The sequence below is a fragment of the Chromobacterium violaceum ATCC 12472 genome (genome assembly GCF_000007705.1).
GTDB lineage: Bacteria > Pseudomonadota > Gammaproteobacteria > Burkholderiales > Chromobacteriaceae > Chromobacterium > Chromobacterium violaceum.
Genome location: NC_005085.1, coordinates 2,602,258 through 2,628,500 on the forward strand (window position 1 = coordinate 2,602,258; position 26,243 = coordinate 2,628,500).

The 26,243-nt window shown below is 60.0% G+C and carries 29 protein-coding genes and 2 riboswitches; of the genes, 14 read left to right on the plus strand and 15 right to left on the minus strand.

The window, feature by feature from the left end; all coding sequences use genetic code 11:
* Positions 1–32: 32 nt before the first annotated feature.
* Positions 33–1,229: an MFS transporter gene (locus tag CV_RS11805; RefSeq protein WP_011135963.1), complete on the plus strand. Its 1,197-nt coding sequence runs from the start codon at positions 33–35 to the stop codon at positions 1,227–1,229.
* Between the two features lie 7 nt (positions 1,230–1,236).
* Here the strand turns inward: CV_RS11805 and CV_RS11810 are convergent, their stop codons facing one another.
* The 8 genes from CV_RS11810 to CV_RS11845 all read right to left on the minus strand — a co-directional run bounded on the left by CV_RS11810 (position 1,237) and on the right by CV_RS11845 (position 6,307).
* Positions 1,237–1,686, minus strand: a complete 450-nt coding sequence (locus tag CV_RS11810; RefSeq protein ID WP_011135964.1) for a hypothetical protein — start codon at positions 1,684–1,686, stop codon at positions 1,237–1,239.
* A complete protein-coding gene (orgB, locus tag CV_RS11815; protein ID WP_158303316.1) occupies positions 1,680–2,381 on the minus strand; it encodes a type III secretion system linker protein OrgB in 702 nt (233 codons plus the stop codon). Before orgB ends, CV_RS11810 begins: the two co-directional genes overlap by 7 nt.
* On the minus strand, positions 2,338–2,916 hold the full coding sequence (orgA, locus tag CV_RS11820) for an oxygen-regulated invasion protein OrgA (protein WP_011135966.1): 579 nt from the start codon (positions 2,914–2,916) through the stop codon (positions 2,338–2,340). Before orgA ends, orgB begins: the two co-directional genes overlap by 44 nt.
* Positions 2,909–3,637, minus strand: a complete 729-nt coding sequence (locus tag CV_RS11825; protein WP_011135967.1) for an EscJ/YscJ/HrcJ family type III secretion inner membrane ring protein — start codon at positions 3,635–3,637, stop codon at positions 2,909–2,911. The genes orgA and CV_RS11825 overlap by 8 nt, the downstream gene beginning before the upstream one ends.
* Positions 3,634–3,936 (minus strand): type III secretion system inner rod protein PrgJ, encoded by a 303-nt coding sequence (prgJ, locus tag CV_RS11830; RefSeq protein ID WP_011135968.1) that lies wholly within the window; start codon positions 3,934–3,936, stop codon positions 3,634–3,636. The genes CV_RS11825 and prgJ overlap by 4 nt, the downstream gene beginning before the upstream one ends.
* A gap of 44 nt (positions 3,937–3,980) precedes the next feature.
* Positions 3,981–4,235: a type III secretion system needle complex protein gene (locus CV_RS11835; protein ID WP_011135969.1), complete on the minus strand. Its 255-nt coding sequence runs from the start codon at positions 4,233–4,235 to the stop codon at positions 3,981–3,983.
* Positions 4,236–4,253: 18 nt separating this feature from the next.
* Positions 4,254–5,429, minus strand: a complete 1,176-nt coding sequence (locus CV_RS11840; protein ID WP_011135970.1) for a PrgH/EprH family type III secretion apparatus protein — start codon at positions 5,427–5,429, stop codon at positions 4,254–4,256.
* Positions 5,430–5,605: 176 nt separating this feature from the next.
* The gene (locus CV_RS11845) at positions 5,606–6,307 is read right to left on the minus strand and encodes a glutathione binding-like protein (protein ID WP_011135971.1); all 702 of its coding nucleotides are present in this window, start codon (positions 6,305–6,307) and stop codon (positions 5,606–5,608) included.
* 112 nt (positions 6,308–6,419) lie between these two features.
* On the opposite strand from CV_RS11845, the gene CV_RS11850 reads away from it, so the two are divergent.
* Both CV_RS11850 and CV_RS11855 read left to right on the plus strand, forming a co-directional pair.
* Positions 6,420–6,971, plus strand: coding sequence for an RNA 2'-phosphotransferase (locus tag CV_RS11850; RefSeq protein WP_043596158.1), 552 nt, complete (start codon positions 6,420–6,422; stop codon positions 6,969–6,971).
* Between the two features lie 9 nt (positions 6,972–6,980).
* Positions 6,981–7,625, plus strand: coding sequence for an SOS response-associated peptidase (locus tag CV_RS11855; RefSeq protein WP_011135973.1), 645 nt, complete (start codon positions 6,981–6,983; stop codon positions 7,623–7,625).
* Positions 7,626–7,676: 51 nt separating this feature from the next.
* On the opposite strand, the gene CV_RS11860 is transcribed toward CV_RS11855, so the two are convergent.
* On the minus strand, positions 7,677–8,684 hold the full coding sequence (locus CV_RS11860) for a class 1 fructose-bisphosphatase (RefSeq protein WP_011135974.1): 1,008 nt from the start codon (positions 8,682–8,684) through the stop codon (positions 7,677–7,679).
* Between the two features lie 139 nt (positions 8,685–8,823).
* Between CV_RS11860 and CV_RS11865 the strand changes: the two genes are divergently transcribed.
* On the plus strand, positions 8,824–9,606 hold the full coding sequence (locus tag CV_RS11865; protein ID WP_011135975.1) for a substrate-binding periplasmic protein: 783 nt from the start codon (positions 8,824–8,826) through the stop codon (positions 9,604–9,606).
* On the opposite strand, the gene CV_RS11870 is transcribed toward CV_RS11865, so the two are convergent.
* Positions 9,603–10,919: a voltage-gated chloride channel family protein gene (locus CV_RS11870; protein ID WP_011135976.1), complete on the minus strand. Its 1,317-nt coding sequence runs from the start codon at positions 10,917–10,919 to the stop codon at positions 9,603–9,605. The two genes, CV_RS11865 and CV_RS11870, sit on opposite strands and share 4 nt — an antisense overlap.
* A gap of 77 nt (positions 10,920–10,996) precedes the next feature.
* A riboswitch (Fluoride riboswitch) is annotated at positions 10,997–11,061 on the minus strand.
* 147 nt (positions 11,062–11,208) lie between these two features.
* Here CV_RS11870 and CV_RS22910 point away from each other — a divergent pair.
* The 6 genes from CV_RS22910 (at position 11,209) to CV_RS11900 (ending at position 18,303) form a co-directional block, all read left to right on the plus strand.
* The gene (locus CV_RS22910) at positions 11,209–12,309 is read left to right on the plus strand and encodes an RHS repeat-associated core domain-containing protein (RefSeq protein WP_011135977.1); all 1,101 of its coding nucleotides are present in this window, start codon (positions 11,209–11,211) and stop codon (positions 12,307–12,309) included.
* A 234-nt stretch (positions 12,310–12,543) separates the two neighbouring features.
* Positions 12,544–13,341: a hypothetical protein gene (locus tag CV_RS11880; RefSeq protein WP_218567018.1), complete on the plus strand. Its 798-nt coding sequence runs from the start codon at positions 12,544–12,546 to the stop codon at positions 13,339–13,341.
* Between the two features lie 50 nt (positions 13,342–13,391).
* Entirely contained in the window at positions 13,392–14,831 is a 1,440-nt protein-coding gene (locus CV_RS11885) for a metallophosphoesterase (RefSeq protein ID WP_011135979.1), read from the plus strand.
* 1 nt (position 14,832) lies between these two features.
* The gene (locus CV_RS11890; protein WP_011135980.1) at positions 14,833–16,974 is read left to right on the plus strand and encodes a CHAT domain-containing protein; all 2,142 of its coding nucleotides are present in this window, start codon (positions 14,833–14,835) and stop codon (positions 16,972–16,974) included.
* A 265-nt stretch (positions 16,975–17,239) separates the two neighbouring features.
* Positions 17,240–17,689: a hypothetical protein gene (locus CV_RS11895; RefSeq protein ID WP_011135981.1), complete on the plus strand. Its 450-nt coding sequence runs from the start codon at positions 17,240–17,242 to the stop codon at positions 17,687–17,689.
* Complete coding sequence (locus CV_RS11900) at positions 17,689–18,303, plus strand: DUF2726 domain-containing protein (protein WP_011135982.1); 615 nt, start codon at positions 17,689–17,691, stop codon at positions 18,301–18,303. The genes CV_RS11895 and CV_RS11900 overlap by 1 nt, the downstream gene beginning before the upstream one ends.
* 377 nt (positions 18,304–18,680) lie before the next feature.
* Here the strand turns inward: CV_RS11900 and CV_RS22915 are convergent, their stop codons facing one another.
* From CV_RS22915 to CV_RS24260, 3 genes are all read right to left on the minus strand, one after another.
* Complete coding sequence (locus tag CV_RS22915; RefSeq protein WP_011135983.1) at positions 18,681–20,204, minus strand: T6SS phospholipase effector Tle1-like catalytic domain-containing protein; 1,524 nt, start codon at positions 20,202–20,204, stop codon at positions 18,681–18,683.
* The gene (locus CV_RS23535; protein ID WP_011135984.1) at positions 20,205–20,723 is read right to left on the minus strand and encodes a DUF3304 domain-containing protein; all 519 of its coding nucleotides are present in this window, start codon (positions 20,721–20,723) and stop codon (positions 20,205–20,207) included.
* A gap of 197 nt (positions 20,724–20,920) precedes the next feature.
* Entirely contained in the window at positions 20,921–21,049 is a 129-nt protein-coding gene (locus tag CV_RS24260; protein ID WP_256595645.1) for a virulence factor TspB C-terminal domain-related protein, read from the minus strand.
* Between the two features lie 132 nt (positions 21,050–21,181).
* Between CV_RS24260 and CV_RS11915 the strand changes: the two genes are divergently transcribed.
* Genes CV_RS11915 through arsB form a run of 3 tightly spaced genes read left to right on the plus strand, consistent with a single transcriptional unit; the run spans position 21,182 to position 23,148 of the window.
* Positions 21,182–21,514, plus strand: a complete 333-nt coding sequence (locus CV_RS11915) for an ArsR/SmtB family transcription factor (RefSeq protein ID WP_011135985.1) — start codon at positions 21,182–21,184, stop codon at positions 21,512–21,514.
* Between the two features lie 16 nt (positions 21,515–21,530).
* Positions 21,531–22,025: an arsenate reductase ArsC gene (locus CV_RS11920; RefSeq protein ID WP_011135986.1), complete on the plus strand. Its 495-nt coding sequence runs from the start codon at positions 21,531–21,533 to the stop codon at positions 22,023–22,025.
* 46 nt (positions 22,026–22,071) lie between these two features.
* Positions 22,072–23,148 (plus strand): ACR3 family arsenite efflux transporter, encoded by a 1,077-nt coding sequence (gene arsB, locus CV_RS11925; protein WP_011135987.1) that lies wholly within the window; start codon positions 22,072–22,074, stop codon positions 23,146–23,148.
* 114 nt (positions 23,149–23,262) lie between these two features.
* Here the strand turns inward: arsB and CV_RS11930 are convergent, their stop codons facing one another.
* Complete coding sequence (locus CV_RS11930) at positions 23,263–24,051, minus strand: alpha/beta hydrolase family protein (protein WP_011135988.1); 789 nt, start codon at positions 24,049–24,051, stop codon at positions 23,263–23,265.
* A gap of 442 nt (positions 24,052–24,493) precedes the next feature.
* A complete protein-coding gene (locus CV_RS11935) occupies positions 24,494–25,492 on the minus strand; it encodes a sodium:calcium antiporter (RefSeq protein WP_011135989.1) in 999 nt (332 codons plus the stop codon).
* Positions 25,493–25,537: 45 nt separating this feature from the next.
* Positions 25,538–25,700, minus strand: a riboswitch (yybP-ykoY riboswitch).
* 117 nt (positions 25,701–25,817) lie between these two features.
* On the opposite strand from CV_RS11935, the gene CV_RS11940 reads away from it, so the two are divergent.
* Positions 25,818–26,216, plus strand: coding sequence for a hypothetical protein (locus CV_RS11940; protein ID WP_256595646.1), 399 nt, complete (start codon positions 25,818–25,820; stop codon positions 26,214–26,216).
* The last annotated feature ends 27 nt before the right edge of the window (positions 26,217–26,243 follow it).

Genomic DNA, 26,243 nt, shown 5'->3' on the forward strand with positions numbered 1-26,243 from the left:
GACCTGACAATAACTAGGACTGGAGAAGAGGCATGGCTTGGACCAAGGAGCAGAAACAAACGGTGTTCGCCTGCTATCTGGGCTGGACGCTGGACGCGTTCGACTTTTTCCTGATGGTGTTCGTGCTGAAGGATGTCGCCAAGGCGTTCGGCGCCGACATCGAAGCGGTCAGCTGGGCGATCATGCTGACCCTGGCGGCGCGGCCGATAGGCGCGCTGATATTCGGCCGGCTGGCTGACCGTTTCGGCCGCAGGCCGGTGCTGATGGCGAACATCGTGCTGTATTCGGTGCTGGGCTTCTCATCGGCGTTCGCGCCCAACCTGCTGGCGCTGCTGGCGCTGCGAACCCTGTTCGGCGTGGCGATGGGCGGGGAATGGGGCGTGGGCTCTTCGCTGACGATGGAAAGCATACCCAAGGAATCGCGCGGATTCGTCTCCGGCCTGCTGCAGGCCGGCTACCCCAGCGGCTACCTGCTGGCGACGCTGGCCTTCGGCCAGCTGTTCGAACACATAGGCTGGCGCGGCATGTTCATGCTCAGCCTGCTGCCCGCGCTACTGACGCTGTACATCCGCCGCAACGTGCCGGAAAGCCCGAGCTGGGAAGCCTCGAAACATCACGATAAACCCGGACTGCTGCAGGCGATATCCGCGCAATGGAGGCTGTCGTTGTACGCCATCATCCTGATGACCTGCTTCAACTTCTTTTCGCACGGCACGCAAGACATGTATCCGACTTTCCTGCGCGTGCAGCACAAGTTCGATCCGCACACCGTGCAGCTGATCGCCATTTGCCTGAACGTCGGCGCCATCGTCGGCGGGTTGACGATGGGCAGCCTGTCGGAAAAGATAGGCCGGCGCAACGCCATCACCCTGGCGGCGCTGTTCGCGCTGCCGGTGCTGCCGCTGTGGGCGTTCACCAGCACGCCGTTGCCGCTGGCCATCGGCGCTTTTCTGATGCAGATATCGGTGCAGGGCGCCTGGGGCGTGATACCCGCCCATTTGAACGAAATCTCGCCGCCGGCGGTGCGGGCCACTTTCCCCGGCCTGGTCTATCAGCTGGGCAATCTGCTGGCCTCGGTCAACAGCCCATTGCAGGCGCACATGGCCAAGACCAATGGCGGCGATTACGGTCTGGCGATGGCCATCGTCGCCGGCATCGTCGCGCTGGCCATCGCCATCCTGATCCGCTTCAGCCACGAGCGCAGGGGAGAGGCGATGCAAGCTCACTAGCCGGGGCTTACCAGGATTCGAACTCCTCGGGCGTGCCGTCCGACAGCATCGTGTCCTGCATCCATTTGTCCATCTGGAACTGCAGATTGCCGAGGCTGACCATCACGCCCATCAACGGCTCCCGCAGGGGCGAGGCCTCGCCTTCCTCCTTCAGCGCCATATCGATCACTTCAAGTTGCTGGGCCAGCGTGGGGAAGGCGGGCTGGCCGCCTTCGCCGAACTCGCGCAACAGCCTGGCGATCGCGTCGATCTGCTCCTGCTTCGCCTGCGGGGAGTCGGCCAGCGGCGGCGGCAGGTCCCGCACCGCCTGCAGAAAGGCCTGCAGCTGGGCGCCAGAAGCGGACGACGCCGATGAGGCGGCGTCCGCTGCAACGGCGACGCGCTGTTGCAGCGATTGCACGCCGTCGCCGCTCTGAGAGAAGGCTTGCGCGCCGATGGCGCTTATCGGATTCAGCATGTTTCGGTCTCCCGGTTTTCTTGGTCGGCAAGCATTCTGTCCAGTTCGTCTCGCAGGGCGGACAGCGCGGCGGCGGACAATCCGCGGCAGCGGGACGGCAGGTCGCCCAGCGCCTGCATCGCCTGGCTGGATGCGGGCTCCACGTACAGTTCCGGCGAGAACTCCGCCGCCTGCTCGCCGCAGCACATGACGAAGCGGCTGTCGGCGTGGTAATCCAGGCTCAGCCGTCCGCCCCAGGACTCGGCCAGCAGGGCCATCAACTCAGCCTGAGAGGCGCGGGCTTGCTGCGGCAACAGCAGGTGCAGGGTGCGGGATTCATCCTCCCTCCGCCGCTCCCGCAGCCATTCATCCAGGGCCAGCAGCAAGGCGTCCGGGTGGTCGACCGCAGCGGACAGCATCGCCCGGGATTCGGCCTCCAGCCTTTCCCGGCAATGGCGCAGCAAGGCATCGCCATTGGCCAGGTGGCGAGCCAGCTGGCCCAGCGCCTGGATCATGCCGTCTCCGTATCCGTCCAGCAGCGCGCGGCCGCGGAGGCTTTCCGCCTCCTGTTCGGCCTGGCGCACGATGCGCGCCGCATGACGGCGCGCCTCCCGTTCCAGACTGACCGCCTTGTCGTGCCGCAGCAGCTGCTCGCGGCATACCAGCACGCCCTCAATCGCGTTCGGAGGGCGGAAAATGGGGATGTCTCTTGGCATATTGCAGGGCCAGGGTAAGTAACAGGGTGTTTTGGGCCGGGATGCATGGCGAAGCCTCATCCACCCAGGCGGGGAAAAGCAGCGGCAGCCGCTGTGCCAGCGCTTCCGGCATGCGTTCGCGCCAGGACAGCAACTGGCCGAAACCGGCCAGCAGGATGGCGTCGTGGCCGGGCGCTTCGTCCAGGGGCGCGGCCGGCCATTCGGCGCCGATCTGCATGGCGGCGAAACCGCGCGCCCAGCCGGGCAGCCGCAGCAGGCCGCCTCTCGCGGCCAGCCTGGCCCGCAGCAACTGGCAGCCCATCAGATAGGCCGCCTGGGGCAGCCGGTGCCATTCGGCCAGCCACAGGCCATGAGACCTGTCGGCAGGGTCCGGCGACCAGTCGGTTCTCAAACGGTAGCCGGCGATCAACATATCGTTGACCAGGCGCCGCTGTTCCGCGCCGGCAAGCGCGGGCGGCAGCCGCAGCCTGTCCCGATGCAGGTAGGACAGGGGGTCGAACAGGAGGGCCCGCAGCTGGACAGCCTGCTCAGCCATTGCGAGGCTCTCCGGCTCGGGAGCCGCGCCTCATCCGCCACCAGGCGGCGATGCCGGCCAGCAGCGCCAACCCGATCCCGGCGATCAGCCAGGACAGGGAGGCGGCATTGCTTTTCGGCGCTGGGCCGGGAGGCTGCTGCTGCGCTTCTTCGCGGCGCGACAACACCACCGAGATGTTGTCGTAGTCGACTTCGGCGAAGCTGTTCTTCAGGAAACGCTTGATGTTGTTGATCATCGCTGCGGCGTCGACATCGCGGTCGTACACCGCCAGCGCCGAGATATGCATGGGCTGGGACGCGCGCCCGGCTTCGCCGCTGTCCAGGTCGTAGCTGACGTGGACCCGGGCGGACAGGATGCCGTCCATGGTTTGCAGCGACTGCTCCAGCCGCTGCTCTATCGCGGAATAGAGCCTAGCTTTCTCAGCCCGCGGCGAAGAGACCAGCGAATCGGCGGGAAACATCTGCGCCACTTCCATCCTCGGCCTGGAAGGCAGGTCGTAGGCGCGCAGCCAGTCCACCGCCGCGGCGAAATCCGCAGGCGCCACGGCGATGCTGAAACCGGCTTTGCCACGGTCCGCCTTGTCGGCTTCGATATTGTGACGCTGCAACACCGCGATCACCTCGTTGGCCTGCTGCTGATCCAATCCTTTCAGCAGGTCCTTTTGCTGGCAACCGCTCAGCGCCGCGGCCAGCAGCAACGCTTTCAGGCAAGCCTTCATCATGAGCGCAGCAAGCTTTCCACCGCGCCGACGGTTTTGCGGGTCAGCGTGCTGATCATCGAAACCTCGAGGTTGTAATTGGCGGTTCGCTGCTGCAACGCGAACAGCTCGGCTGGATTGGAGATCAACTCCGGCCGCTCCAGTCGTTGCATGATGTCGTTTCTTTCGGCGTCGGTGGCCACGGCTGAACGGGAGAATGCCTGGATCAATCTATCTTCCAGCGACACCATTTCGGCGTCTGTCTGTCCTAGATCGCTGGCCTGTGCCAGCGCTTGCGATGCGGCGGGGCCGATGACGTTCATGATGAGCTCCGTGAAGAGCGCCGGCAAAGGCCGGCGCGCGCGGTTTAGCGGAAGTTCTGGATGATGGCGGCGTCGATGTCCTTGAACGCCTTGACCGCGTTGGATTGCGCGTTGCGGTACAGGTTGTACTCGGACAGCTTGCTCTGGTATTTCGCCAGCAGCTTCGGGTCGGATGGCGTCGCGGAAAGATCTTTCAGCGCCTGCTCGACGGCGCCGTGCAGATCCTGCACGCCTTGGTCGAATTGGTTGGAAACGCCATCCAGATAACCGCTCCATGGGGTATTCACCGGGTCTGGCATGTCTGTGGTTCCTTTCGGTCAGAGGGGTTTGGGGAAATACCAATGGCCGCTGTTCAGCTTCACATAGCCCTGGCTTCCATATTTGAAGGACTTGCCCTTGAGCCAGTCATCCTTCAACTCGATGGCGAACTGCACATAGCGTCCGCCCCATTGGCGATAGTAGGCATCGACGAATTGCCGCGCCCGCTGCAGCTCGCCGTCGTCGAGCGCGCCGGCGATCACGAATGTGACGCTGTCGCGCTGATCGTTGCGGGTAAACGGCAGCGCCTGGCGGCTCAGCCCTTCCTCGGCCTGCCGGGAGGCGGCCTCGTCGTCCACCGGCACGATGGATACGCGCTCGGCGTAAGGCATCAGTACCGACAGCTGGCTGGCCAGCTTCTGCCTGGAGGCTTCATCCAGCGGCGATCGCTGGCGGCTGATCCACAGCTGCGGCCGGCGCGGGTCGTCCAACAACAGCCTGTAAAAGGCCAATTCGGGCCGGCTTTCGGACAGCCAGCGGGACACGCGCTCGCTTTCGCCGGCCGGCTCCACGATCTGGACCGGCTGGCGGAATTCGGCTCGCAATAACGATTGCCTGGCCCAGACGCCGTCGCGGGCGTCGGCGGCGGCGACGTAATAGACGCCGTCCCGTCCCGGCAGCACATGGAAGCGCTGCCCATCGTCGCCCAGCAGCGCGCTCAGCTCGGCCACCTGTCTCTGCTGGCTGTTCCACAGCCAATGCCCTCCTGCGGCCAGCAGTGCGACGGCGCACAAGGCACCGAGCGCGAGCAGGGCGCGGCCGGCGCGGCCCGGGGTCGCAGAAGATGGCGCCGCGGGCGCTCCGGTCGGTTCGAAGCCGTTCAGGATCTCGGCCTGCCACGGCAGATGCTGGGGCCGCAACGCGAGTCGCAAGGCGCCCACTGACAGCGGCTGGTTGAACGGCGCCTCGCTTTCCGTCACCTCATCCCCGAGAATCCTCAGCCGGGCGCAGCCGTTGTCCAGCAGCAGCTCGAAGTTGACGCCACCCTCAGCCAGCGGCACGAATAGGCTGTCCGCCGGAAGCTCCGGCGGCAGCCCATCCGCGGCCAGCGCGGACTCGGGCCCAACCAGGAACAGAGTCTTTCCGGGTTGCAGCGTGAACTCGCATCCGCGCAGCGGGCTATTGAGCAGGCGGACGACGACGGCGTCGCGTCCAGAGGTGTTGATGTCTTCCACGGTGATATCGTCTTCCGGATCAGGTGCTTGCCGGCGGGGCCGGGCATGTGGGCACTGTAGCGGCGCGATGGCAACAGTTCCTGATGAAAAGCCGATCAAAATCCGGCGGAGCGATCAGATTTGAAAGAGCGGCGGCCGATGGCCGCCGCGCATGGAAGGAAGCGAAAGGAGCGGGATCAGCCGCCGCGCGGCTTGCCGTCCTGGCCGAACAGGATGGCGCGGGAGGCCTCGGTGACCGACGGCGCGGTATTGACGCTTTCCGCCAGCGCATAGGCGCGCTTCACCGCGGGACGCTCGGCGATGCGCTCGAACCAGCGCTTGAGCGAAGGGAAGTCGTCCAGGTTCTGCTGCTGGCGCTGGTGCGGCACGATCCACGGGTAGCAGGCCATGTCGGCGATCGAGTAATCGCCGGCGATGAAGTCGCGGCCGTCGGACAAATGCGTGTCCAGCACGCGGTAGAGGCGGGCGGTCTCGCGCACGTAGCGGTCGATCGCGTATGGCAGCTTTTCCGGCGCGTACTGGGAGAAATGGTGGTTCTGGCCCGCCATCGGCCCCAGGCCGCCCATCTGCCAGAACAGCCACTGCAGCGCCTCGTTGCGGCCGCGCAGGTCTTGCGGAATGAAGCGGCCGGTCTTGTCGGCCAGATACAGCAAGATGGCTCCGGATTCGAACAGGCTGATCGGTTCGCCGCCGTCTTGCGGCGCATGGTCGACGATGGCCGGAATGCGATTATTGGGCGCGATGCGCAGGAAATCGGGCTGGAACTGATCGCCGGCGGAGATGTTCACCGGCACGATGCGGTAAGGCAGGCCGGCCTCCTCGAGGAACAGGGTGATCTTGTGGCCGTTGGGCGTGGTCCAGTAATGAAGGTCTATCATCGTTCGCCTCCTGGATGGGAATGGAAAGAATGACATGGGGGCATGCCCGCGTTTTGAAAGAGCATCCGCGCGCGGTATGATTGCGCGAAACCCAATCAAGCAAGATCCTGCCATGCGCAATACGCAAGACGACCATTCGCGTTTTCTCAGCCTGGTACTGAGGCATCAACCGGAAACCATAGGATTGCAACTGGACGACCAGGGCTGGGCCGATATCGGCGAGCTGCTGGCCAGGCTTGCCGCCAAGGGCCGGAACTTGGGCCGCAAGCAACTGGAGAAGATTGTTCTCGACAACGACAAGCAGCGGTTCGCCATCAGCGAGGATGGACTGCGCATCCGCGCCAACCAGGGCCACTCGATCAAGATAGATCTGGGCCTGGCGGCCTGCGAGCCGCCCGACAGGCTGTACCACGGCACCGCCAGCCGGTTCCTCGACGCCATCCTGGCCGAAGGGCTGCGGCCAGGCCAGCGCCAGCATGTCCATCTTTCCGCCGACGGGCAGACCGCGCGCAAGGTGGGCGCGCGCCACGGCAAGCCCGTGGTGCTGGAGATCGATGCCCGCGCGATGCGGCAGGCCGGGCTGGCGTTCTACCGCTCCGACAACGGCGTCTGGCTGATCGACGGCGTGCCGCCGGTCTTCATCCGTCAAACCGAAGCGCGATAGGGCCGGAACATGTGCGTCAACTTCATTCCGCCCAGCCGCGGCCAGCTACGTGAATGGTTAGGCTGCGACCCCGGCGACGGGCAATGGCCGGACGAGGCCTGGCAGGACTACCCGGCTCCCATCCTGACCCGGGATGGCTTGCGCTTCGCCAGCTATGGCTTCATTCCCAAGCGCCACCAGCCGGCGGGCGTGCGGCTCAGCACCATGAACGCCCGCGTCGAAACCATAGGCCAGCTGCGAAGCTACCGCGACGCCTGGCGCAACTGCCAGCTGTGCCTGGTGCCGATGCAGGCGTTTTATGAACCCTGCTACGAGAGCGGTCGGGCGGTGCGCACAAAGATAAGCATGGCCGACGGCGCGCCGTTCGCAGTGGCGGGCCTGTGGCGCGAATGGCGCGAGGCGGACGGCTCGATCAGCCTGGCCTTCACCCAGATCACCATCCATGCCGACGGCCACGCGGTGATGGGGCGCATGCATAGGCCCGGCGACGAAAAGCGCTCGCTGGCCATCATCCCCGCGGCGCTTTACCAGGCGTGGCTGCATTGCCGCAATCCGGAGCAGGCGCGCGCCTTTCTGCAGCTGTTTTCCGCCGAGGCCATGCGCGCGGAAGGCGAAATCGCCGATCCGCCCCGGCAGGGATCGCTGTTCGATTGAAGGCAAAAAGCCCGCAGGACGCGGGCTTGGTTCAGAAAGACGACTGGCGGCTTATTGCTGTTCGCTATGATAGCGCGTCACCAGTTCCACTTCTTCCTTAGAGCCGAGGAACACCGCCACGCGCTCGTGCAGCTTGGTCGGCACGATGTCCAGGATGCGCTGGTGGCCGTTGGTGGCCGCGCCGCCGGCTTGCTCGATGATGAAGGCCATCGGGTTGCCTTCGTACATCAGCCGCAGCTTGCCGGCCTTGGACGGATCGCGCGCGTCCTTCGGATACATGAAGATGCCGCCGCGGGTGATGATGCGATGCACTTCGGCCACCATCGACGCCACCCAGCGCATGTTGAAATCGCGGCCGCGCGGGCCGGTCTTGCCGGCCAGCATCTCCTCCACGTAGCGGCGCACCGGCGCTTCCCAGTGGCGCATATTGGACATGTTGATCGCGAATTCGGCGGTGCGTTCCGGCACTTTCATGTCCGGGTGGGTCAGCACGAAAGAGCCGTGCTCGCGGTCCAGCGTAAAGCCGTGCACGCCGCTGCCGAAGGTCAGCACCAGCATGGTTTGCGGGCCGTACACGGTGTAGCCGGCGGCGACTTGGTGGGTGCCAGGCTGCAGGAAATCGGTTTCTGTCGGCTGCGTCACGCCCTCGGGGCAGCGCAGGATGGAGAAAATGGTGCCGACGGAGATGTTGACGTCGATGTTGGACGAACCGTCCAGCGGGTCGAACATCAGCAGGTATTCGCCCTTCGGGTATTCGCCCGGGATGTGGTAGGGCAGCTCCATCTCTTCCGACGCCATCGCGGCCAGGCTGCCGCCCCACTCGTTGGCGTCCAGCAGGAAGTCGTTGGCGATCACGTCCAGCTTCTTCTGCGCCTCGCCCTGGATGTTGCCGGTGCCGGCCTCGCCCAGCACGTCGGCCAGCGCGCCCTTGTTCACCGAGTAGCTGATGGCCTTGCAGGCGCGGCCCACGGTTTCGATCAGCAGGCGCAGCTCCGGTGGAAGCGTGCCGGCCTTGCGCTGTTGTTCGATCAGAAAACGGGAGAGGGTGATGCGGCTCATGACGTTCCTTAGATGGGTAGGTGCGCGAATGATAATGCCGACGGCTTGGCGGCGCAAAGCGGGATTATAGCGAATAAGCCGGCAGACGGGGCGGTTGGGAACTATCAAGAGATGAGTAGTTATGCGTAGGAGAATCCCGATGCTGGCCCGCGTTCTGATCTTGCTGATGTTCAGTCTGTGCGCTTGGCCTGCCCGAGCGCATGCGCTGACGATCTATACCGAGGAATGGCCGCCCATTACTTTTCAGCGCAACGGCATTGCCGATGGCATGGCGGTGGAAGTGGTGCGCGAGATCCAAGGCCGCATCCACGACAACAGCCCGATCGAAGTCGTTCCCTGGGCGCGCGGCTACAAGGATTTGCTGACCACGCCGGGCGTGATGCTGTTCACTGTCGGCCGCAGCGAGGCGAGGGAGAAGCAAATGACCCTGCTGGGGCCGATCGCGGTATCCCAAACCGTGCTGCTGGCCCGCAAGGGCGAAGCCGCCAAGCTGCTGGCGCTGGGCGCCGGCATCTACCAGCGGCCCGTGGGCGCTTATCGGGGCAGCATCTTCGCCGACGCCGCGTCCGCCGCCGGTTTCGTAGAGGTGGACCTGGCGCCGACGCCGCAGCTGACCGCGCAAAAAATGCTGATGGGCCGCTACGATATGTGGGTGGAGGGCGGCTTCGTCGTCGCCTCGGTGCTCAAGGATATCCATCAGCCAGCCAATGCGGTGGAGGTGGTGCGGGTGCTGGAGTCGCTGGAGCTGTATCTCGCCTTTTCCCGCGGCACCTCCGCGGAAGAGGTCAAGCGTTGGCAGGATGGCTTCGCCGCCATCAAAAAGGACGGCACGTTCAAGCGCATCTACAACAAATGGCTGCCGCGGGACGCGCCGCCGATGGAGATGAAGCTGTTGGGCGTGCCGCCGGGAACGGCGCGCTAGCCGGCGTCAGGGCCCGAGGTCTCCTGTTTCCGCCTCGTTGCCTGGCGCAAAGCCGGCCAATCGGCCAGTCTGATGTTTTCCGGCACGCCGCGACGCTTGGCCACGCCTATGCGTTGAGCCCGATAGATGCTGGAATGGCCCGAAAACAGGTAAGCGACCACGCAGGCCATGCCGGCGTAAACGCCGATCTCCGAACCGAACAGTTCCAGAGCCATCACGGTGGAGGCGAGCGGCGTATTGGCCGCGCCGGCAAACACCGCCACGAAACCCATGCCGGCCAGCAAGGGGAAGGGCAGGTGCAACAGGGGGGCCAGCATATTGCCCAGCGCCGCGCCGATGTAGAACAGCGGCGTCACTTCGCCGCCCTTGAAGCCGGAACCGAGCGTCGCGACGGTAAAACCCAGCTTGCCGATGACGTCATAGGGCGACAGCGGCTGCTGGAAGGCGGAAACAAGGGTCGGAATGCCCAGGCCAAGATAAGCCCGCGCATCCATCAGCGATGCCGCGACGGCGATGGCGCCTCCGCCGATCAAAGGCCGCAGCGGCGCGAACGCGATGCGGCGCCTCAGACAATCGGCCAACCAGTGCACGGACTCCGCGAACAGTTTGCCGGTCAGGCCGAACGCCGCCCCGGCCAGAACCGAGGCGCACAGTCCCCAGGCATCGAGAGCGGGAATGAAGGGAATCCGGTAGAAGGTATGATGCACGCCCCAAAGCAAGCTCGCCTGATCGCCGAGAATGGCGGCAGCCAGACAGGGCAGGATCGCATCGTAGCGCAAGCGCCCAATGGCGAGCATCTCTAGGCCGAAAATCGCGCCGGCGAGCGGGGTGCCGAAAACCGAAGCAAAACCGACGCTGATCCCGGCCATCAACAGCATGCGCCTGTCTTCAGGCTGCAAAGGCAGCACCTTATGGACCTGGTCGGCCAGCGCGCCTCCCATTTGCACCGCGGTGCCTTCTCGTCCGGCCGAGCCGCCGAACAGGTGGGTAACGACTGTGCCGGTCAGCACTAGAGGGACCATGCGCAGCGGCACGGTTTTTTGGGGATCGTGAATTTCGTCTATCAGCAGATTATTGCCGCCTTCAACTTCCTTCCCCAGCCGCAGATAGGCCATTCCAACGGCAAAGCCTCCAAGCGGCAATAACCAGATCAGCCATGGGTGAGCGAGTCGGGTGCGCGTAGCTTGCTCGAGCGCGAACAGGAAAAACGCGGATGCCGTGCCGGACAAGGCGGCGACCAGCGCGGAAAGCAACGACCATTTGCCGATGAAAGACAGCGCAAATGACAGAGCCGGCAATTTTCTTTGCATCATGGAATGTCCAATACAGTCGAATCTAAACGCCTGGACGGACAGGGGATAGGGCGCGCGCCTACAGCTTCCGTGCCAGGAATACCGTAGGCATCATCAACCCTCTAGGGGTGGTTACGGGAGGAATGCCATCTCCGCAATAGAACGTCGATTCTATGAGCAAGGGTCGATCGATACAAGACTTTCAACTGGGTGCGATCTTTCGGACTCTCCGCAAATCAGCCGCCGCCATATCCCTGCAGAAAGCTCTCCGGGCAGTTTGAACGTTTCAATTGGCTTCTGGGAGACTGCTATGGGCGAAGGCGTGCTGCGATTCAATGGCGAACGGCTGGATCCCGCAAATGGGCATTACCAACTGGGAAACGGGCATCGGGCGCATAGCCCAACGATGATGCGTTTCATCAGCCCTGACCATGCCAGCCCATTCGGCGGCGGCGGGCTCAATCCGTATGCCTATTGCGCCGGCGACCCGATCAACCGTGTCGATCCTGCTGGGCGCCACAGCTTCTGGGGGTGGCTGGGCATTGGCGTCGGGATGAGTTTGGGCGTCTTGCTGACGCCGATATCTGGAGGGACATCACTGGCCGCGGTGTTGTCCACCGTATCGGTCATCAGCGCGGCGGCATCCGCCGGCTTGGCCATCGCGCAACAGTTTGTGGAGGCATCGGACCCCCAAGCCGCAGCTGCATTGGGGTGGGCCGCGCTTGGGGCAGGGAGTGTGAGCGGACTCAGCTCGCTGGCCTTGACTTGGGCTGCGCCTGGGGCGCGTTCATTAATCGGCTTGCTGCCGGGAAGCAGTGATCGTCCGTTTGGTGGATTGATGATGTCTGGAGGCGTCAGAGCGGAAACCACAGCAGGCCAGGCTGGGTCTGGGCATGCCGGAATATGGCGCGCCATCCAGGAGCGAATCCCTTTCCTGCGCAGACGCGCCGTCTTCAGCGAAGGCAGCGAGGCGATATTATATAAAAAAGGGAATTTCTTAATAAAAGAATATAAAAACCAGCAAGTGGATCTAAGACAGCTCAGCAATGAGGCATCGATTTTCAATAGAGTTCATGCCTCAACCACAGCAAAAGTAAAACCTCCCCGCAGCATAAAAATGCCTTTGGTGAAAGGCGTGCCGCTTTCCAATAATCATGTTTTGTTTGAACTGACAAGCGATCATGCACGTTCCCTGGTGAAGTCGATGGATAGAATCCACGATCTGGGAATACTGCATGGCGATATCAGCGATGGCAATATCTTGTTCGAGAAGGCAGCGAATGAATTCAAATTCATAGACTTCAGCGCATCTGCAATGAATAGCTCGGCATTGGAAATGCGCGCTGAAAGCGACCATTTGCGCTGGAAGATACAGCAATGGCCCAACTATTCAGAGGAATGGTTAATCTGAAGAACCACTCCGCATGCGTGAGCCGCTCTCGATGCCGCCTGTCGTCATGACTGCGCGGATCGCGCAAGCCTGTACCCGAGGGGGAGGGCGGCAATGGGGCAGGGCGACTCAACGGCGGCCTGGGCGAGATTGGACTAAGCAGCCAGCAAACACCATCATGTTTGCCTAGAATATTGTCATCAGCTCGTTTGTCACCTGCCAATGCCATGGATGGACTTCCGACGGGTCGCAATCATGAACACCTCCCAGCACATCATCCACTACCAACCGCGGCGCATTCACGCCGCGCATGCAGATAGCTGGTTTGCGGAACCGCGCGAGCCTGACGATGGTTTCAAACGCCCTGGCTATCACACAACTCGGCAGACACGGGGCGCCGCGTCCTTGGTGCGCGAAGGAGATGTGATCTGGATGGTCGGGCAGTTGCATGCGCCCTGGGGGACCTTGCCGCCATCGCTCGATGCGCGCATCAACGTCGAGAAAGTGGAACGTCTTCCTGATGGACGTTTTCGCTTCGCTGCAAGCGCGGACTCGTGCTGGTTTCCATTATTCGATGCGCGGCCCTTGTTGAGAATACTGCAGACCCAGAACACCAAGGGGCAGGTCATGCCGCTTTGGAGGCGACCAACCGCTCCAATCGGGCAATATCTGCAAAGCCCAAGGATGCTTGTTTCCGGAGAGGAGATACAAGCCTATGCGAAGCGGATGCTTGATCTCCCGTTGCAATTCATCAGCTATCGCATCGCCGACGGAACGCAGCCAGCATTCGAACTTGCTCGCGCGCTCCTCGACGCAGGCCACGCAGTGTTCTGGGATCGCTGGAGCCTGCCGCGGCGTCTGGCGGAGCGGCGGGAAGTGGTGAGCGACTCGGCGCTGGATGAGCATTTGCTCAGCTGCCTGCGTAGCGCGCAAACAGTCTGGGGCGTTGAAAGTCCGCTTTATGCGGCTCCCGGCAGTTATTCCGTAAAAGAACAATCCGAAGCAATGAATCTAGGCATTTGGCGAACAGCCAGCGCTTTGCCGAGGGCATAAAGACCTCGCCACGGCACGCGCCGCTTGGCGAATCTTGAGGAGGACGCACGATGGTGAGCGACTTGGACTTTGACGAAGTCCATGGCATTTCAGACCTCCATATTGGCGGGCAACCAGGCTTTCAAATTTTCGGATCGACCGAGGAACTGGTCTGGCTACTGGATACGCTCAGCCAAAAGCCCGCCGAGCAACGCGTTGCGCTGGTCATCAACGGCGATTTCATTGATTTTCTCGCCGAGCCCGGCGCGCGGCATTTTAACCCCGACAAGGCAATCGGAGATTTGGAGCGCATCAAGGGGGACGGTACCTTTGCGGCCATTTTCCCGGCAATCCAGCGGTTCGTCTCGACGGCGAATCGAACCCTGATCATCAATCTCGGCAATCATGACATCGAACTTTCCCTGCCATGGGTCCAGCGGCATTTATTGGAAATGCTGAGCGCCGGCGACGACAGTCGACGCGGCCGGATACGGCTGGTCGCCGATGGCACGGGAGTGTCGTGTCGCGTTGGCAAGGCGAATGTTCTCTTTGTGCACGGAAACGAGGTGGACGACTGGAACCGGGCCAATTACGAGCAGCTCCGGATGGCTGCCAGAACGGGCCAATGGGGCGGGCGCATCGACCCCATCGAACCGAATGCCGGCTCAAAAATGGTCATCGAGGTGATGAATGACATCAAGCGCCAGTATCCATTCGTTGACTTGCTCAAGCCGGAAACGGAAGCCGCGATCCCCATTCTGCTGACGCTTTCTCCAGAGGCGTACGGCAAACTGCAGCCGGTGCTCTCGGTGCTCGGCCGGGTGGGGCTGGACAAATTCAAAAGCCATATCGGCTGGCTTGGCGAAGACGAGGCTCTTCCAATCTCGGATGCGCTCGTCAACTCGACCCGGCCGCTGCCATCATCGCGGCAACTACTGGACGGCGTGGAGTACATGGCGCGCCAGCAAGCAGATCCGATGGCGCTCTTGCCCGGCGCCGCCTCCCAGCAACTGGGGGTAATGGATGCCATACGGGGGCTAATCCAGGGGAAGTCGACGGAGGAGGCATTGCGAAGGGGGCTGGATGGACTTGATAAGGACCAAAGCTTTAATCCGAACGCAGTTGACGACACGTTCACCGCCCTGGATGAGCAGGTTGACCCGAGCATCGATTTTCTGGTGGCGGGCCACACCCATCTAGAGCGTTCTCTTTCCCGAAGGAAAGGGCAGGGAAGCTATTTCAACAGCGGCACCTGGGCACGGCTTATCCAGATCTCGCCGCAAACCCGCCAGGACCCCCAGGCGTTCAATACGTTGATCAACCGGCTTATCAAGAGCCGCAGCATGGGCGAACTGGATCAGGCCGATGGTTTAGTGATCCGGCGCTGCTCGGTCGTGTCGATCTGGAAGGACGGAGACCGGACCCTTGGTGAACTGCGGCGTGTAGCGCTCGCCGCAGGACGAAAAACGCTGATCCCGGTACCGAATACCTTGCGGAGCAAGGAGGCCTGAATTGCATACCATATCGCTGGAGCTGCTTCGCCATGGTCCATCGAATAACCAGCTGCTGTCTCCGCTGACACCCTATCTGGCACTGTGCCAGAACCACCCGGCGGTCACCTTGGCTGTTCCTTTCGAGCATGGGCAAATGCTTCACCGATTGACCGCGCTCAGCTATCGGCAAGGGGATGAGCCACGCCGGTTTCAGCTTCAAGACACGGCGCGCGCGCTGGCTGATTTGTTCGGGCAAGTGCCAGGGCTGACAGCCGACATGGCGGGACACGAGGTTGGCGATGATGGCAATAGTTACACCCAGTTGCGCTTGGTTCTGTCCGCGGCCGAACTGGCGCTATTACCGTTCGAATTGATGCTGTCGCCGCCTGGCCAGCCAGGAGCAGGGCAGCACCTGTTGCTGCAGGCGCAAAGGCCGATATGTCTGACGCGGGAAATTCGCCGCGTTACCGACGACGCCGTCTCATGGCCGGTCCACCCACGTATCCTGGTCGTGCTCGCGTCTCCGCCAGGGCTGCCGGCGATTCCCGCGGAGGCGCATTTATTGGCCATCCGCCAGGCCCTGGACCCCTGGATCGCTCAAAGCGAGCTCGACTTGCCAGAGCGCCAACGGGATCGAGTCATGCGACACCTCACTGTATTGAGCAACGCCAGCATCCGCGACATCGAGCAGGCCTGCGCGAAGACGGCATACACGCATGTGCATATCCTCGCGCATGGAGTCAACCTGCCAGGGGAGATCGACCAGAGTTTCGGCATTGCCTTGCACGCGGTGAACAGCCCTCAAGGAGAAATGGACAAAGTAAGCGGCAAGCGTCTTGCTTCCGCGTTGCGGGCGACAACGGCTGAACGCCAAACAGCCAATTCGCGGCCCTCCGTGGTCACCATGGCGTCGTGTGACAGCGGGCACCAAGGGTCGGTGATCGGCACAGGCGCCAGCGTGGCGCACGCATTGCATGAGGCAGGCATCCCCTTGGTGATCGGATCACAGTTCCCGTTGTCCTATGGCGCTTCAGTCCGCTTCGTACAAACGCTTTATACTGGCTTTCTGTGGGGTGAGGACCCTCGTCACCTGTTGGTTGCCTTGCGGCGCAGTCTTCACAGCGAGTATCCAGACACCCACGATTGGGCCAGCATTACCGCCTATGCGGCGTTTCCTCCCAGATTCGATAAGGGGCTCGCGGATGCCCAGATCGCCCGGGCGATGGCGCATATCGATGTGACGCTGCGATTTGCAGGCGAGGCGGTGTGGGAGACCTCTCAGCAAGTCAACCAACAGCCGATAGAAAAGGATGAGGCAGCCGAACCGTTTGAGACCCAATCGGCGCCGGCGCCTGACGGCGGCATTGGATTCAACATGCTGTCGCAAGCTCGCGAACGCGTCGCTGACGCCGTGACGAGACTGAAGGGCCTGACTCAGCGCCATCCCGGTGAGGCGGCACGATTGCATGGCTTCTTGGCCAGCACAGAAAAGCGCGCATCCGAAGTCTGTTTTCTGCTCAGCATGGACCCGCGCGAAAGCGAGTTAAAGCATGCCGCCACGTTGCGTGATGAGGGATGGCGAGCCTTGGCTCGCGCCCGGCAATACTACTGGTCGGCGTACTCTGGAAACCGTGAGGACTATTGGGCTGTCGTGCAGTACCTGTCGCTTACCTTCGTGCTAGGAGTCATCGGCAGGGCACCGCAACCCCTCGACGAAGAGTGGGATGACTTGCCACCGTTATGGTGGCTGGCTGAGGTGCAGTCCCGACAGGACCAGGGAGCCGCTGGGGCAAAAGCGATTTGGGCGCAGGCCAATTTGCTTGAGCTCCACATTCTGGCGCCCATGCTGCCCGAGATCGCCTCGCAGCTCAGCAAACATAGGCGGCTAAACGATCGCGACCCGCTGCGCATGAAAGTGCAGCAACTGGCGAGTGGACTGCAGCAGATGGTTGGCGTGGATTCGTTTGAGCTGTTTTCGACGTACCGACAACTGCATCGCTACGCGCTGTGGGAGAAAATCCTCCAGATGGATTCGATACGCCGCTCGACAGATGGAACCGAGCTCCATGCGCGATTCGAACAAGTGCTCCAACTGTCGAAACTGGCGATCGGGATGCTGCCAGAGCAAGAAGATGTCGGTTGGGCCGATCGGCACACATAGCGATGCCCAAAGCTATGATCACGCCAAGCGATGTTCATGGCGGAAGCGTTGAACAACGATGAGCTGATCCAGCAGGCGCCAGCTATGCAAGCCGCACGCAGACCCTTACAGCCTAATGGCCTATATTCGCATAATCTATATTATGTCAAATCGCGTATTATCAAGAATCAGGCGGTTCCTAAAAGGCGCACTGTCCTTTTGGACGGGGTCCAATTACGCAACACTGCCGATCTAGGGAGTTCCACCGACAACAATTCAAGCTCGTATGAAAAAGAATCAGCCGTGGTGTGAATTCCCCTGCAGCCCTGACGATCTCGTCAGGGCTGTTTCGTTTGGTGACATTGAGGAAATGGCCGCCGAGCTCGGCGTCAGCGCGCAACAGCTGGCCTACTGGCGGCGTGGACGCGAGCCAGTGCCGCGCGTGGTCTACCTATGGCTGCGCCATCGCTCAGAAACGGTCCTAGGCGCGCAATACGGGCCGTTCACTGGGTTCCGGCTATGCGATCGCGGCGACGCCCTGGTATGCCCAGCAACAGGCATTCGGGTGAACCACGCAGACGTTGTGCGTCTTCCCGAGTACCGTCGCGCGCAATGCCTGATCGAGCAACAGTCAGCACTAATTGAGCGGCTAATGATGGAGCGCGATTTCTACCGACGCAACTGCTTAAAACAAGCAAAATATGGCATGATCATCAATGCCTTAGTTCCGGACTAATGAATATCATGGTCAGCTTCTTCATCATCTCCATCATCCTCGCCGGCGTAGCTGGGCTTGTACTGAAGCCGGGAAAACAGAAGGCGCAGAAGGCAACGAAAGAGCCTGAGTCACAGGAGATAGAAAAAACAAACAGCTACGGCGCAGCACGATTTGTGCTGAAGCGCCCCACTATCCTGACGCCCCGTGAAATTGAATGCTATCGGCGACTAACTGTCAGCCTCTGTCCGAATTTTCTAGTCTTCCCTCAAGTGGCGTTCAGCCAGATACTAGACACCAAGGGCGGGAGCCGATGGCAACGTGAATGGCTACGCAGAACCATGAGCCAAAAAGTGGCTGATTACCTCATCTGCAAAAATGATCTGACCATGATCGCGGTGATAGAGCTGGACGATAGCAGCCACCTGGGGAAAGAGGAACAAGACAAGATGCGTGATGCTGTCATTCGGCAAATCGGCTTGATGCCGCTGCGCATCCCAGAGACACCACCTCAGGAGTTGCTTGATCGCTACGCCAGTATTCTGTCCAAGATGTACCCGGCTGGTGCAGCCACAGAAGCGCAAAGTCAAAGGCCCGGGAAGACGCTCCGGCCTACGGAAAAATTCTCAAATTGAGAAAAAAGACGGGTAATACCAGTCACCCGTCTAGGCCGCTTCGCGGCCTTCTTGGGCGTTACTAGCCAGTCAGTTGAGGCAAGCTACTTGGCAGCACTCCACCAGCTTTTCGATATTCAAGGTAACGATTCATGACAGACCACGAACGGGCCACTACCTCATTCGTGATGTCACCCGGGGTGTGGCTGGACTCACCGTGTCGAGGCGCTTTTGAATGGTCAGTGATGTACTTTAGATACGTGTCGCGCGCATCATTCACGGCCGCATAGACTGCGGTGTCTCGTGTCACGGTTGCATCCGTATCGGGCAAGGAGCATCCGGCCAGGGTCGCAAGCACCGCCAGTGTCAAAGCATGTTTCACCGCTCTATAGTGCGACCTAGGCAATTGCATCTGTCTCAGGGCTTGTCCGTTGAGCTAGGACGGTATCTTCATGCATGAATATTTTTCGTGGATCATATAGCGCGCATGGCCAGCTATCAAATGCCGCCACGGAATCATGCACATACTCTTCAAAGAACTCGATAATGTATTTAGGCAACGGATTCGGATTGGTCCAAGCACTGTAAATGAGTTCCTCATAATCCGTCCTTGGCCGATCGACGTTTTCATTGCCTATGCGCTCATAAGGTTCTTTGATGAAGGGAATGCGATTTGCAAGACGCTTATGCTCTGTAACCAGCTCTTTGCCCTGCCCTGTCGCATCCTTCATATTGCGACTAGCCCACAGCTTTTCATTTTTCTCGACCTTGATGCGTTCCGCTGGAGCGGATAAGCACGCGGAACAGTCAGCCTCTTTTGCTAATCCAGAGAAAAGTCGAGTTTTATCGCCACTGCGTTCCACATCTGCATGCCACCTAAAGAATACCGGTCGATGTGCCAATATCAATGAAACCAAGTTATCTTCTTTGGCTTTCGCATCCGATGTTTTTTTTGCACCTATCGGAGCTTTTACATACTCCATATAAGATTTATATTTTTCGACGAGCTCCACCCGATTTTCGGGTGTGAATTCGCCCCTATACTCTTTTGTCATCTCCGTAAGCGACTGCAATCCAACGCCTGCTTTTAGCGCCTCTAAATACATCTCCCGCAGAGGAATTTTGGTGTATTCCAGACTGCGGCCTTGCTCGTTCGGGTAATAGCCGCCGCCTACATCAGAATGCACACCGGGATAGACAACTTCTTCACTATTGTCGGGATATTTGTTTTTGTATTGGATGGAGTCCAACGGGAAGGCTTTGCGGACTTCATGCGCGGCGACGAGATGGACGCAGCGTTTTACAGCGGACGGCACGCGCAAGTCTTTGGCCCAATCCGCGTGCAACTGCGGCCCGCCCACCGAGGCCACAGTATCAAACAGGCCGAGAAAGCCGATTTCCAAGGGAACAGTCATGCCGTATACGAATGCTCGGGCAAGTGTTGCCCCGCGCGAGAAACCAATTACATCCACCCGGAGCATTTTGATATGCGCAATGGCCGTTGTGTAATTCCTGCCTAATGTCTTCTCAATAAAAAGGATGGCGTCCTTCAGGCGCATATCGCCACCCTTGCCGAAACCGGCACCCATATTGCCGCCTTTGTCTACGCCAACTTCGGGATTGTCCTTGGGTTCGTATAAAGTGCCAACGCCAGTGATGTAGCGGGGATAGTATTCTTTACCTCTGTCGTCGTAGGCGGTCAGAAATAAGCGGGCCACATTGGACTTATTATCCGGCGAGGTATTCAGATTGTTCATTGTGCCATCAAAAAAGATGGTGAATTTCGGAAAGAACTTACATTCAATTTTCTCTTTCCAAGTTTCGCCACCGATTTCGCACGACAATCTAGCCATTTTGGCGGCTTTATGTGCAGCTAATAATGCCTGATCGTCGATGTAAGCACCCGCTTGCCTGAGAGTCATCTACTTATCCCTGCAATCGTATTCGTTAGCGTATTTTAATTCAACCTTTTCAAGGTCTCTGATTACTACGCACATCACATCTTCGCTATTTATATGATCATTCGGGATAATGCGTGGCAATCTCTGAGGCAATCTGGCTGTTACTATTTTTTTTACTGGAGGAATTAAAACCTTTCCTTCTATAAAATTCTGATCAGGACCCATGACAGGCGGCTCGGATACAGAGTGCCAATTCAGCTCAATCTTCACTGGCTTCTTCAAGTCGGTTATGTTGAAACAACACATAGAACCGCCCGTGCCTGGCTTTCCATCTTTTGCGGCCGCCGGGGCTCCGCCTCCATTAACCCCATCATCCAAACGGAAGAACACCGCCCGATTAACATAGTTTGCAGAATAGACACTCAAGCCAATGCCATTCCTCAGGTAAGGATCATTGGATTCCGCTGCATTGGTGGTGGCGCAGGAGGTCAAGACAAAGGCCAGCAATATGCTGGCCAGGAGGAAGGAGATTTGTTTCATTGTCTTATAGTTGAGGCAGTTATAAGCAAGCTAGCACCATACCACAATGCCGCATTCGTGCACCTGTCCTTTTGTGAATGACGAACAGGCGGTTTGGCTAGGCCGCTACCGCACATTCTTGATCAAGTACACAAGCAACACCGGCAGGCCGACGGCTGCAATCACGAGGCATAAGGGTCACTAATAGCATTCCATTCCTACCCGCTTCCCTTGATGAAGTAGGCGCGGATGGCGCTGGCGTACTTGCAGAACCATTCGAACGAGTACGAGAAGTGCTGGCCGCTGCTCAGCGTGAATTCGTAGTTCGGCGGACAGGTCGCCGGCATGGAAAAGCTTTTCGGGGTGAAGACGACTTCGCGCGCGAGCGCGGTCTCCCGAGCCGGTCATTGATACCCTGCGGAGGATCTAGTTCGCACATTTTTCTTGACCGGAGTTTTTATTTCCATAAATATGGAAATATGGAAATGAAAAGTGCTGTCACGCTCTTGGCCGCCTTGGCGCAGGACACTCGCCTAGCGATTTATCGACTTCTGGTTCAGCAAGGCCCTGAAGGCCTGGCAGTCGGCCAGATCGGAGAACGGCTTGCTGTGGCTAATGCCACGCTGTCCTTTCATTTGAAGGAGCTATCTCATGCCGGGCTGATTTTGTCCCGCCAAGAGGGGCGCTTTATCTACTACTCAGCCAACTACGAGCAGATGAACGCCTTGCTAGGTTTTCTGACCGAAAACTGTTGTCGCGGCGAAACCTGCACGCCAGCAAACAATGTGCCGCCCTGCGATGGCACTTGCTGAAAGAGGCGAACTCATCATGAATCAACCTACGGCAAATGTGCTGTTCTTATGCACGGGCAATTCCTGCCGCTCCATCCTGGCTGAAGCAGTTTTTAACCACCTAGCACCGGCTGGCTGGCATGCGATGAGCGCCGGAAGCCAACCGACAGGCCAAGTTCATCCTCGCTCGCTGGCTTTGCTAACGCGAGAAGGAATTGCCACCGATGGCTACCGCAGCAAATCCTGGGATGATCTGCCGGTTACGCCGGATATCGTGATTACGGTATGCGCCAGCGCTGCCGGCGAGACCTGTCCCGTGTTCCTGGGACCGGCGCTGCGCAGCCATTGGGGTGTAGACGATCCGGCGCACGCGAAAGGCAGCAATGAGGAAATTGATGCCGCCTTTCTGGCGGCCTATCGCATCCTGCGGGCGCGAATTGAGGCTTTTCTAGCGTTGCCATTGGATACGCTGCGCGAAGATCCGCTTCGTCTCAAGACAGAGCTGGAGCGCATCGGCACGCTACACCGCTGAGTCAGCCCTCACGGCGTCACATACCCTCTATTTTGCGGAGAATGGCATGTCCTCCCCTTCTGAAGTCGCCGGCGCCAGCACCGCCAGCACATCTCTGAATCTGTTTGAACGCTATCTGACAGCCTGGGTCGCCATCTGCATCGTGATCGGAATCGGCCTAGGGCAGTTCTTCCCTTCCGCATTCCACATGATTGCTGGTTTGGAAATCGCCCAGGTCAATTTTCCGGTCGGCCTGCTGATTTGGGTGATGATTATCCCGATGCTGTTGAAAATCGACTTCGGCGCGCTGGATCAAGTCAAGGCGCACACGAAAGGCATCGGCGTTACCTTGTTCATCAACTGGATGGTGAAGCCGTTCTCGATGGCCTTTCTGGCCTGGCTGTTCATTCGGGTTTTGTTTGCGCCGCTTTTGCCGGCTGAGCAGTTGGACAGCTATATTGCTGGCCTGATCCTACTAGCGGCTGCGCCATGCACCGCCATGGTGTTTGTCTGGAGTCGGCTGACTGACGGCGATCCGTATTTCACGCTATCCCAAGTCGCACTGAACGACCTGATTATGGTGTTCGCCTTCGCGCCACTGGTAGGCCTGCTGCTGGGTGTCTCCAACATCACCGTGCCGTGGGCCACGCTGCTGACTTCTGTAGGTCTATACATCGTGGTGCCGGTGCTGATCGCGCAGGCCATTCGCAAGACACTGCTGAGCAAAGGCCAAGCGGTATTTGATGCCACGTTGCATCGCATCCAGCCATGGTCGATCACGGCGCTATTGCTGACCTTGGTGCTACTGTTTGCCTTCCAAGGCAACGCCATCCTGCGACAACCCTTGGTGATCGCCCTGCTAGCCGTGCCTATTCTGATTCAGGTGTTCTTCAATTCAGCATTGGCCTACTGGCTCAATCACCGCGTCGGAGAAAAGCACTCAGTAGCCTGCCCATCCGCCCTGATCGGCGCTTCCAACTTCTTTGAGCTGGCTGTGGCGGCAGCGATCAGCCTGTTCGGCTTCCAGTCGGGCGCGGCCCTGGCTACGGTGGTTGGTGTACTGATCGAGGTGCCGGTAATGCTGCTGGTCGTCCACGTTGTTAATGCGAGCAAAGGGTGGTACGAGAGGAGCGCATCGGGTTAGTGGCTCGATTGCTGGAACGCCTTCCTGGGCAGTACCGCGCGGCTTTTTTAGAATATCTCGCACTACTTCGGTGCGACGCAATTGGGCCTTCGGGCGTTGGATCAAGCTCATCCGTTAGTCTGCAACGCCTGCATGGCGTGCATTGCCAATGTTGGCTTGAAAAAACTCAAGCGCCTTCTCGCCAAGCTCTTTGTGGAAGGCTATGCGGTCAAATCCTGGCGCGTCGACGCAGAGCTCAGGCGCATCTTTCTCCAATGCTTCAGGGCAAGGCGCAAGAAAGGCAAAATGCGCCGAACCGGACACAAGGTGAAATTCTGGCCTGATGGGAAGCGCATTGGCTAGTGCAGGAACAGTTTCCGGTAATACGCCGTCACCGCCATGTTGTGAAGCCCAGAGCTGAATGGGCGCTTTTACACTTTTCAGACTGTCTGCTGTTGGAAACTCGTTGAGCGGGTCCGCAATGATGTAGGCTTTGATCCGCGCATCGTGAGTCCATGGCCCCTTGGGGACCTGTTTTCGCCGGAGCTGTGCGCACATGGGAAGATTCAGGTCCGCACAGGGGACATTGGCGTTAAGAAAATCTGGATTGCCGCCCGCCAATACAAGCCCGGTATAGCCTCCGCGCGAAAAACCGAAAAAGCCTATCGATGCATGGTCGATTTTTGGCGCGTCCGGCGCCTCGCTCAGCAAGTAGTCGATCAACCGCTTTATGTCGACCGGACGCTCCACGAACTCGGACAGTTCGGCCGCGTGGCTCATATCCGAGAACGTATCGCCGGGATGGTTAATGGCCACCACGATAAAACCCGCATCAGCCAGCCGCTCGGCAAGATCGTGGTGGCTAAGAAAAGACCCTCCATGGCCATAGGCCCGATGGGTACTTCTTGCGCACTCACGGCGCATGGCGTCCACACCATCGCCTTGAGCGCCGGGCCATTTGCATCGGCTGGGACTTGAGCAAACTTAATTCCTGCCGCATGTGTGATCGCCGTGTACAGACAGAATAACACCGTCAAGACCAATGCTCTCATGTGGGTGCCCATCCAATTAGTCAAAATTATTTATTGAAAGATACCTTTGGGTGCTGTTGCGTAAGTCCTGGATAGGGTGAGCTCCCCTTTCTCAAATAGATTATCGAGTTTTCACCGTCTTGCCACAACTTGTGGATTATCCGCGCGTTGCATGGGCATGGCGGGCAGCTCTGTAAGCGGCCCGCTTTGAACGGGAAATTTATTGGGTTTGATCCCGGCTTGTCGACATCCGGGTCCATTTGGCCGCCGATGAAACGGGACGGCAGCCAGGCACGACCAACCACGCAGGCATCGAGTTTTACCCGGGCATGGCGTCAGAAGCCACCGGCGATCAGCAATGCGAAAACGCCGTACAGGCCGCCGACCGCCACCAATGCACGGCCATCGACCGCGCCGCGTCGGAAATTGAACCAGAGAATGGCGATAGCCAAGGCCGTGACCGCGCCGGCGGCCAGCAAAGAGGCGTCGAGCAGCCAGGGGGTGAAGAAGAGCCCCAGCGCGCTGGGTATCGTGGCCTGAATCATCATTGCGCCGGAAATATTGGCCAAGGCCAGGCGCTCCTTGCCTTGGCGCACCCAGATAAGGGCATTCATGATTTCCGGCAGTTCTGTCGCCACAGGACTAAGCAACAAGGCGGTCAGGTGCGCCGGCCAGCCGATGGCCAAACCGATGGCTTCCAGCTGCGCCACGAAGGTGTGGGAAGCCAGGCCGATGGCGATCAAGGCCAGCAGCGTCTGCAACAGCGGCCAGCCCAAAGAGGACTCATCAGCCGAGGGCCGGATTTTCAAGGGCTCAAGCGCCTCCTCGTCCTCCGAGGTTTCCGCATCGCGTACCTCGCGCCAGACATAGGCGGCATAAGCGGCCAAGAACACCAGGCCCAGCCAGGGCTTGATGGTGAAGGCGAACAGCCCCAGTGCGACCTTGAGCGCGAACACGCCGAAAAACGCCGCCTGGTCCCGGCTCAGCCGGACGTGGTCGGCCTGCGTCTGCCCATGGCCGCGGCCCAGGCGCTTGCGATTCGCCAGAAGGGTCAGCCCGACCACCGCATAGGCAAGCGTGGCAAGCACCAGGGGGCCGCCCATGGCCGCCCCGACGCCAAGGTCGCGTTGCTCCGGCGTGCTGCCGAACGCTACCGCCATCAGCGTCACCGCGCATTCAGGCAGCGCGGTGCCAAATGCGGCAAGCACCGATCCTATGGCGGTGGCGCCCAGGTTCAAGCGACGGCCCAGCCATTCAATGCCGTTGACGAAATATTCACAGGAGGCGTAGATCGCGCCGGCGGAGAGGAAAAACAGAACAAACGTGACAAACATGAAAGCCATCCAGCCGGGCAAGCGAAAACCGATGGCGCGCCATGCGGCTTGCCCGGCTGGCAAACGCATCGCGGCCAAAGGTCTTGCCTGACTTGCCTTGCGGTTAAGCGCAATACAAGCTGACCACGCCATGAGGCGTGAGGCCTCAAGTTTGTTGACGTGGACTTCCCGGGCTGGCCGGGAAAGGCTACTCCCCAATGACTGAGCGACAGATACTATCAGCTGATTGACTCGGCGGCCAGACACCGGCGATTGATCAACCACAGACTTCCCTGGATGATGATCGAAGAGGTAAAATGACAAAGTCATTTTTCGGACGGGCGTCATGCGGTCAAAAATCTTGTTGGCATCAACCATCGCGTTGCTCAGCAGCCATGTCGGCGCGCAAGTCCTGGAATGCGTCGGCGGCGGCAGGGTTGAATTCACCAATGCAACCGAGTGCCCCAGTGGTTTCAAACCCAAGCGCGCCTTGCAGCTCAACGAGAACTACCCGCCTCCGCCGCCGGCTCGCGCCCATCCCTACAGCAGCCCCCAACCCGTCTACACGCGCCCTATCATTGCCCAGAGTCCCCTGCCTGCGCAGCCGTCATGCGAAACGCTGCGCTCATGGCGCGACTACTACATGGCCCAGATGGAGCCAAAGAACAACTCCACCATCCAAGACCTGTTCACCAAGCTGCGCGACGTGCAGGACAAGATGAACCGCCAGGGTTGCCGCATCTAAAGCCTGGCTTGAAAAGATGGCGCCGGT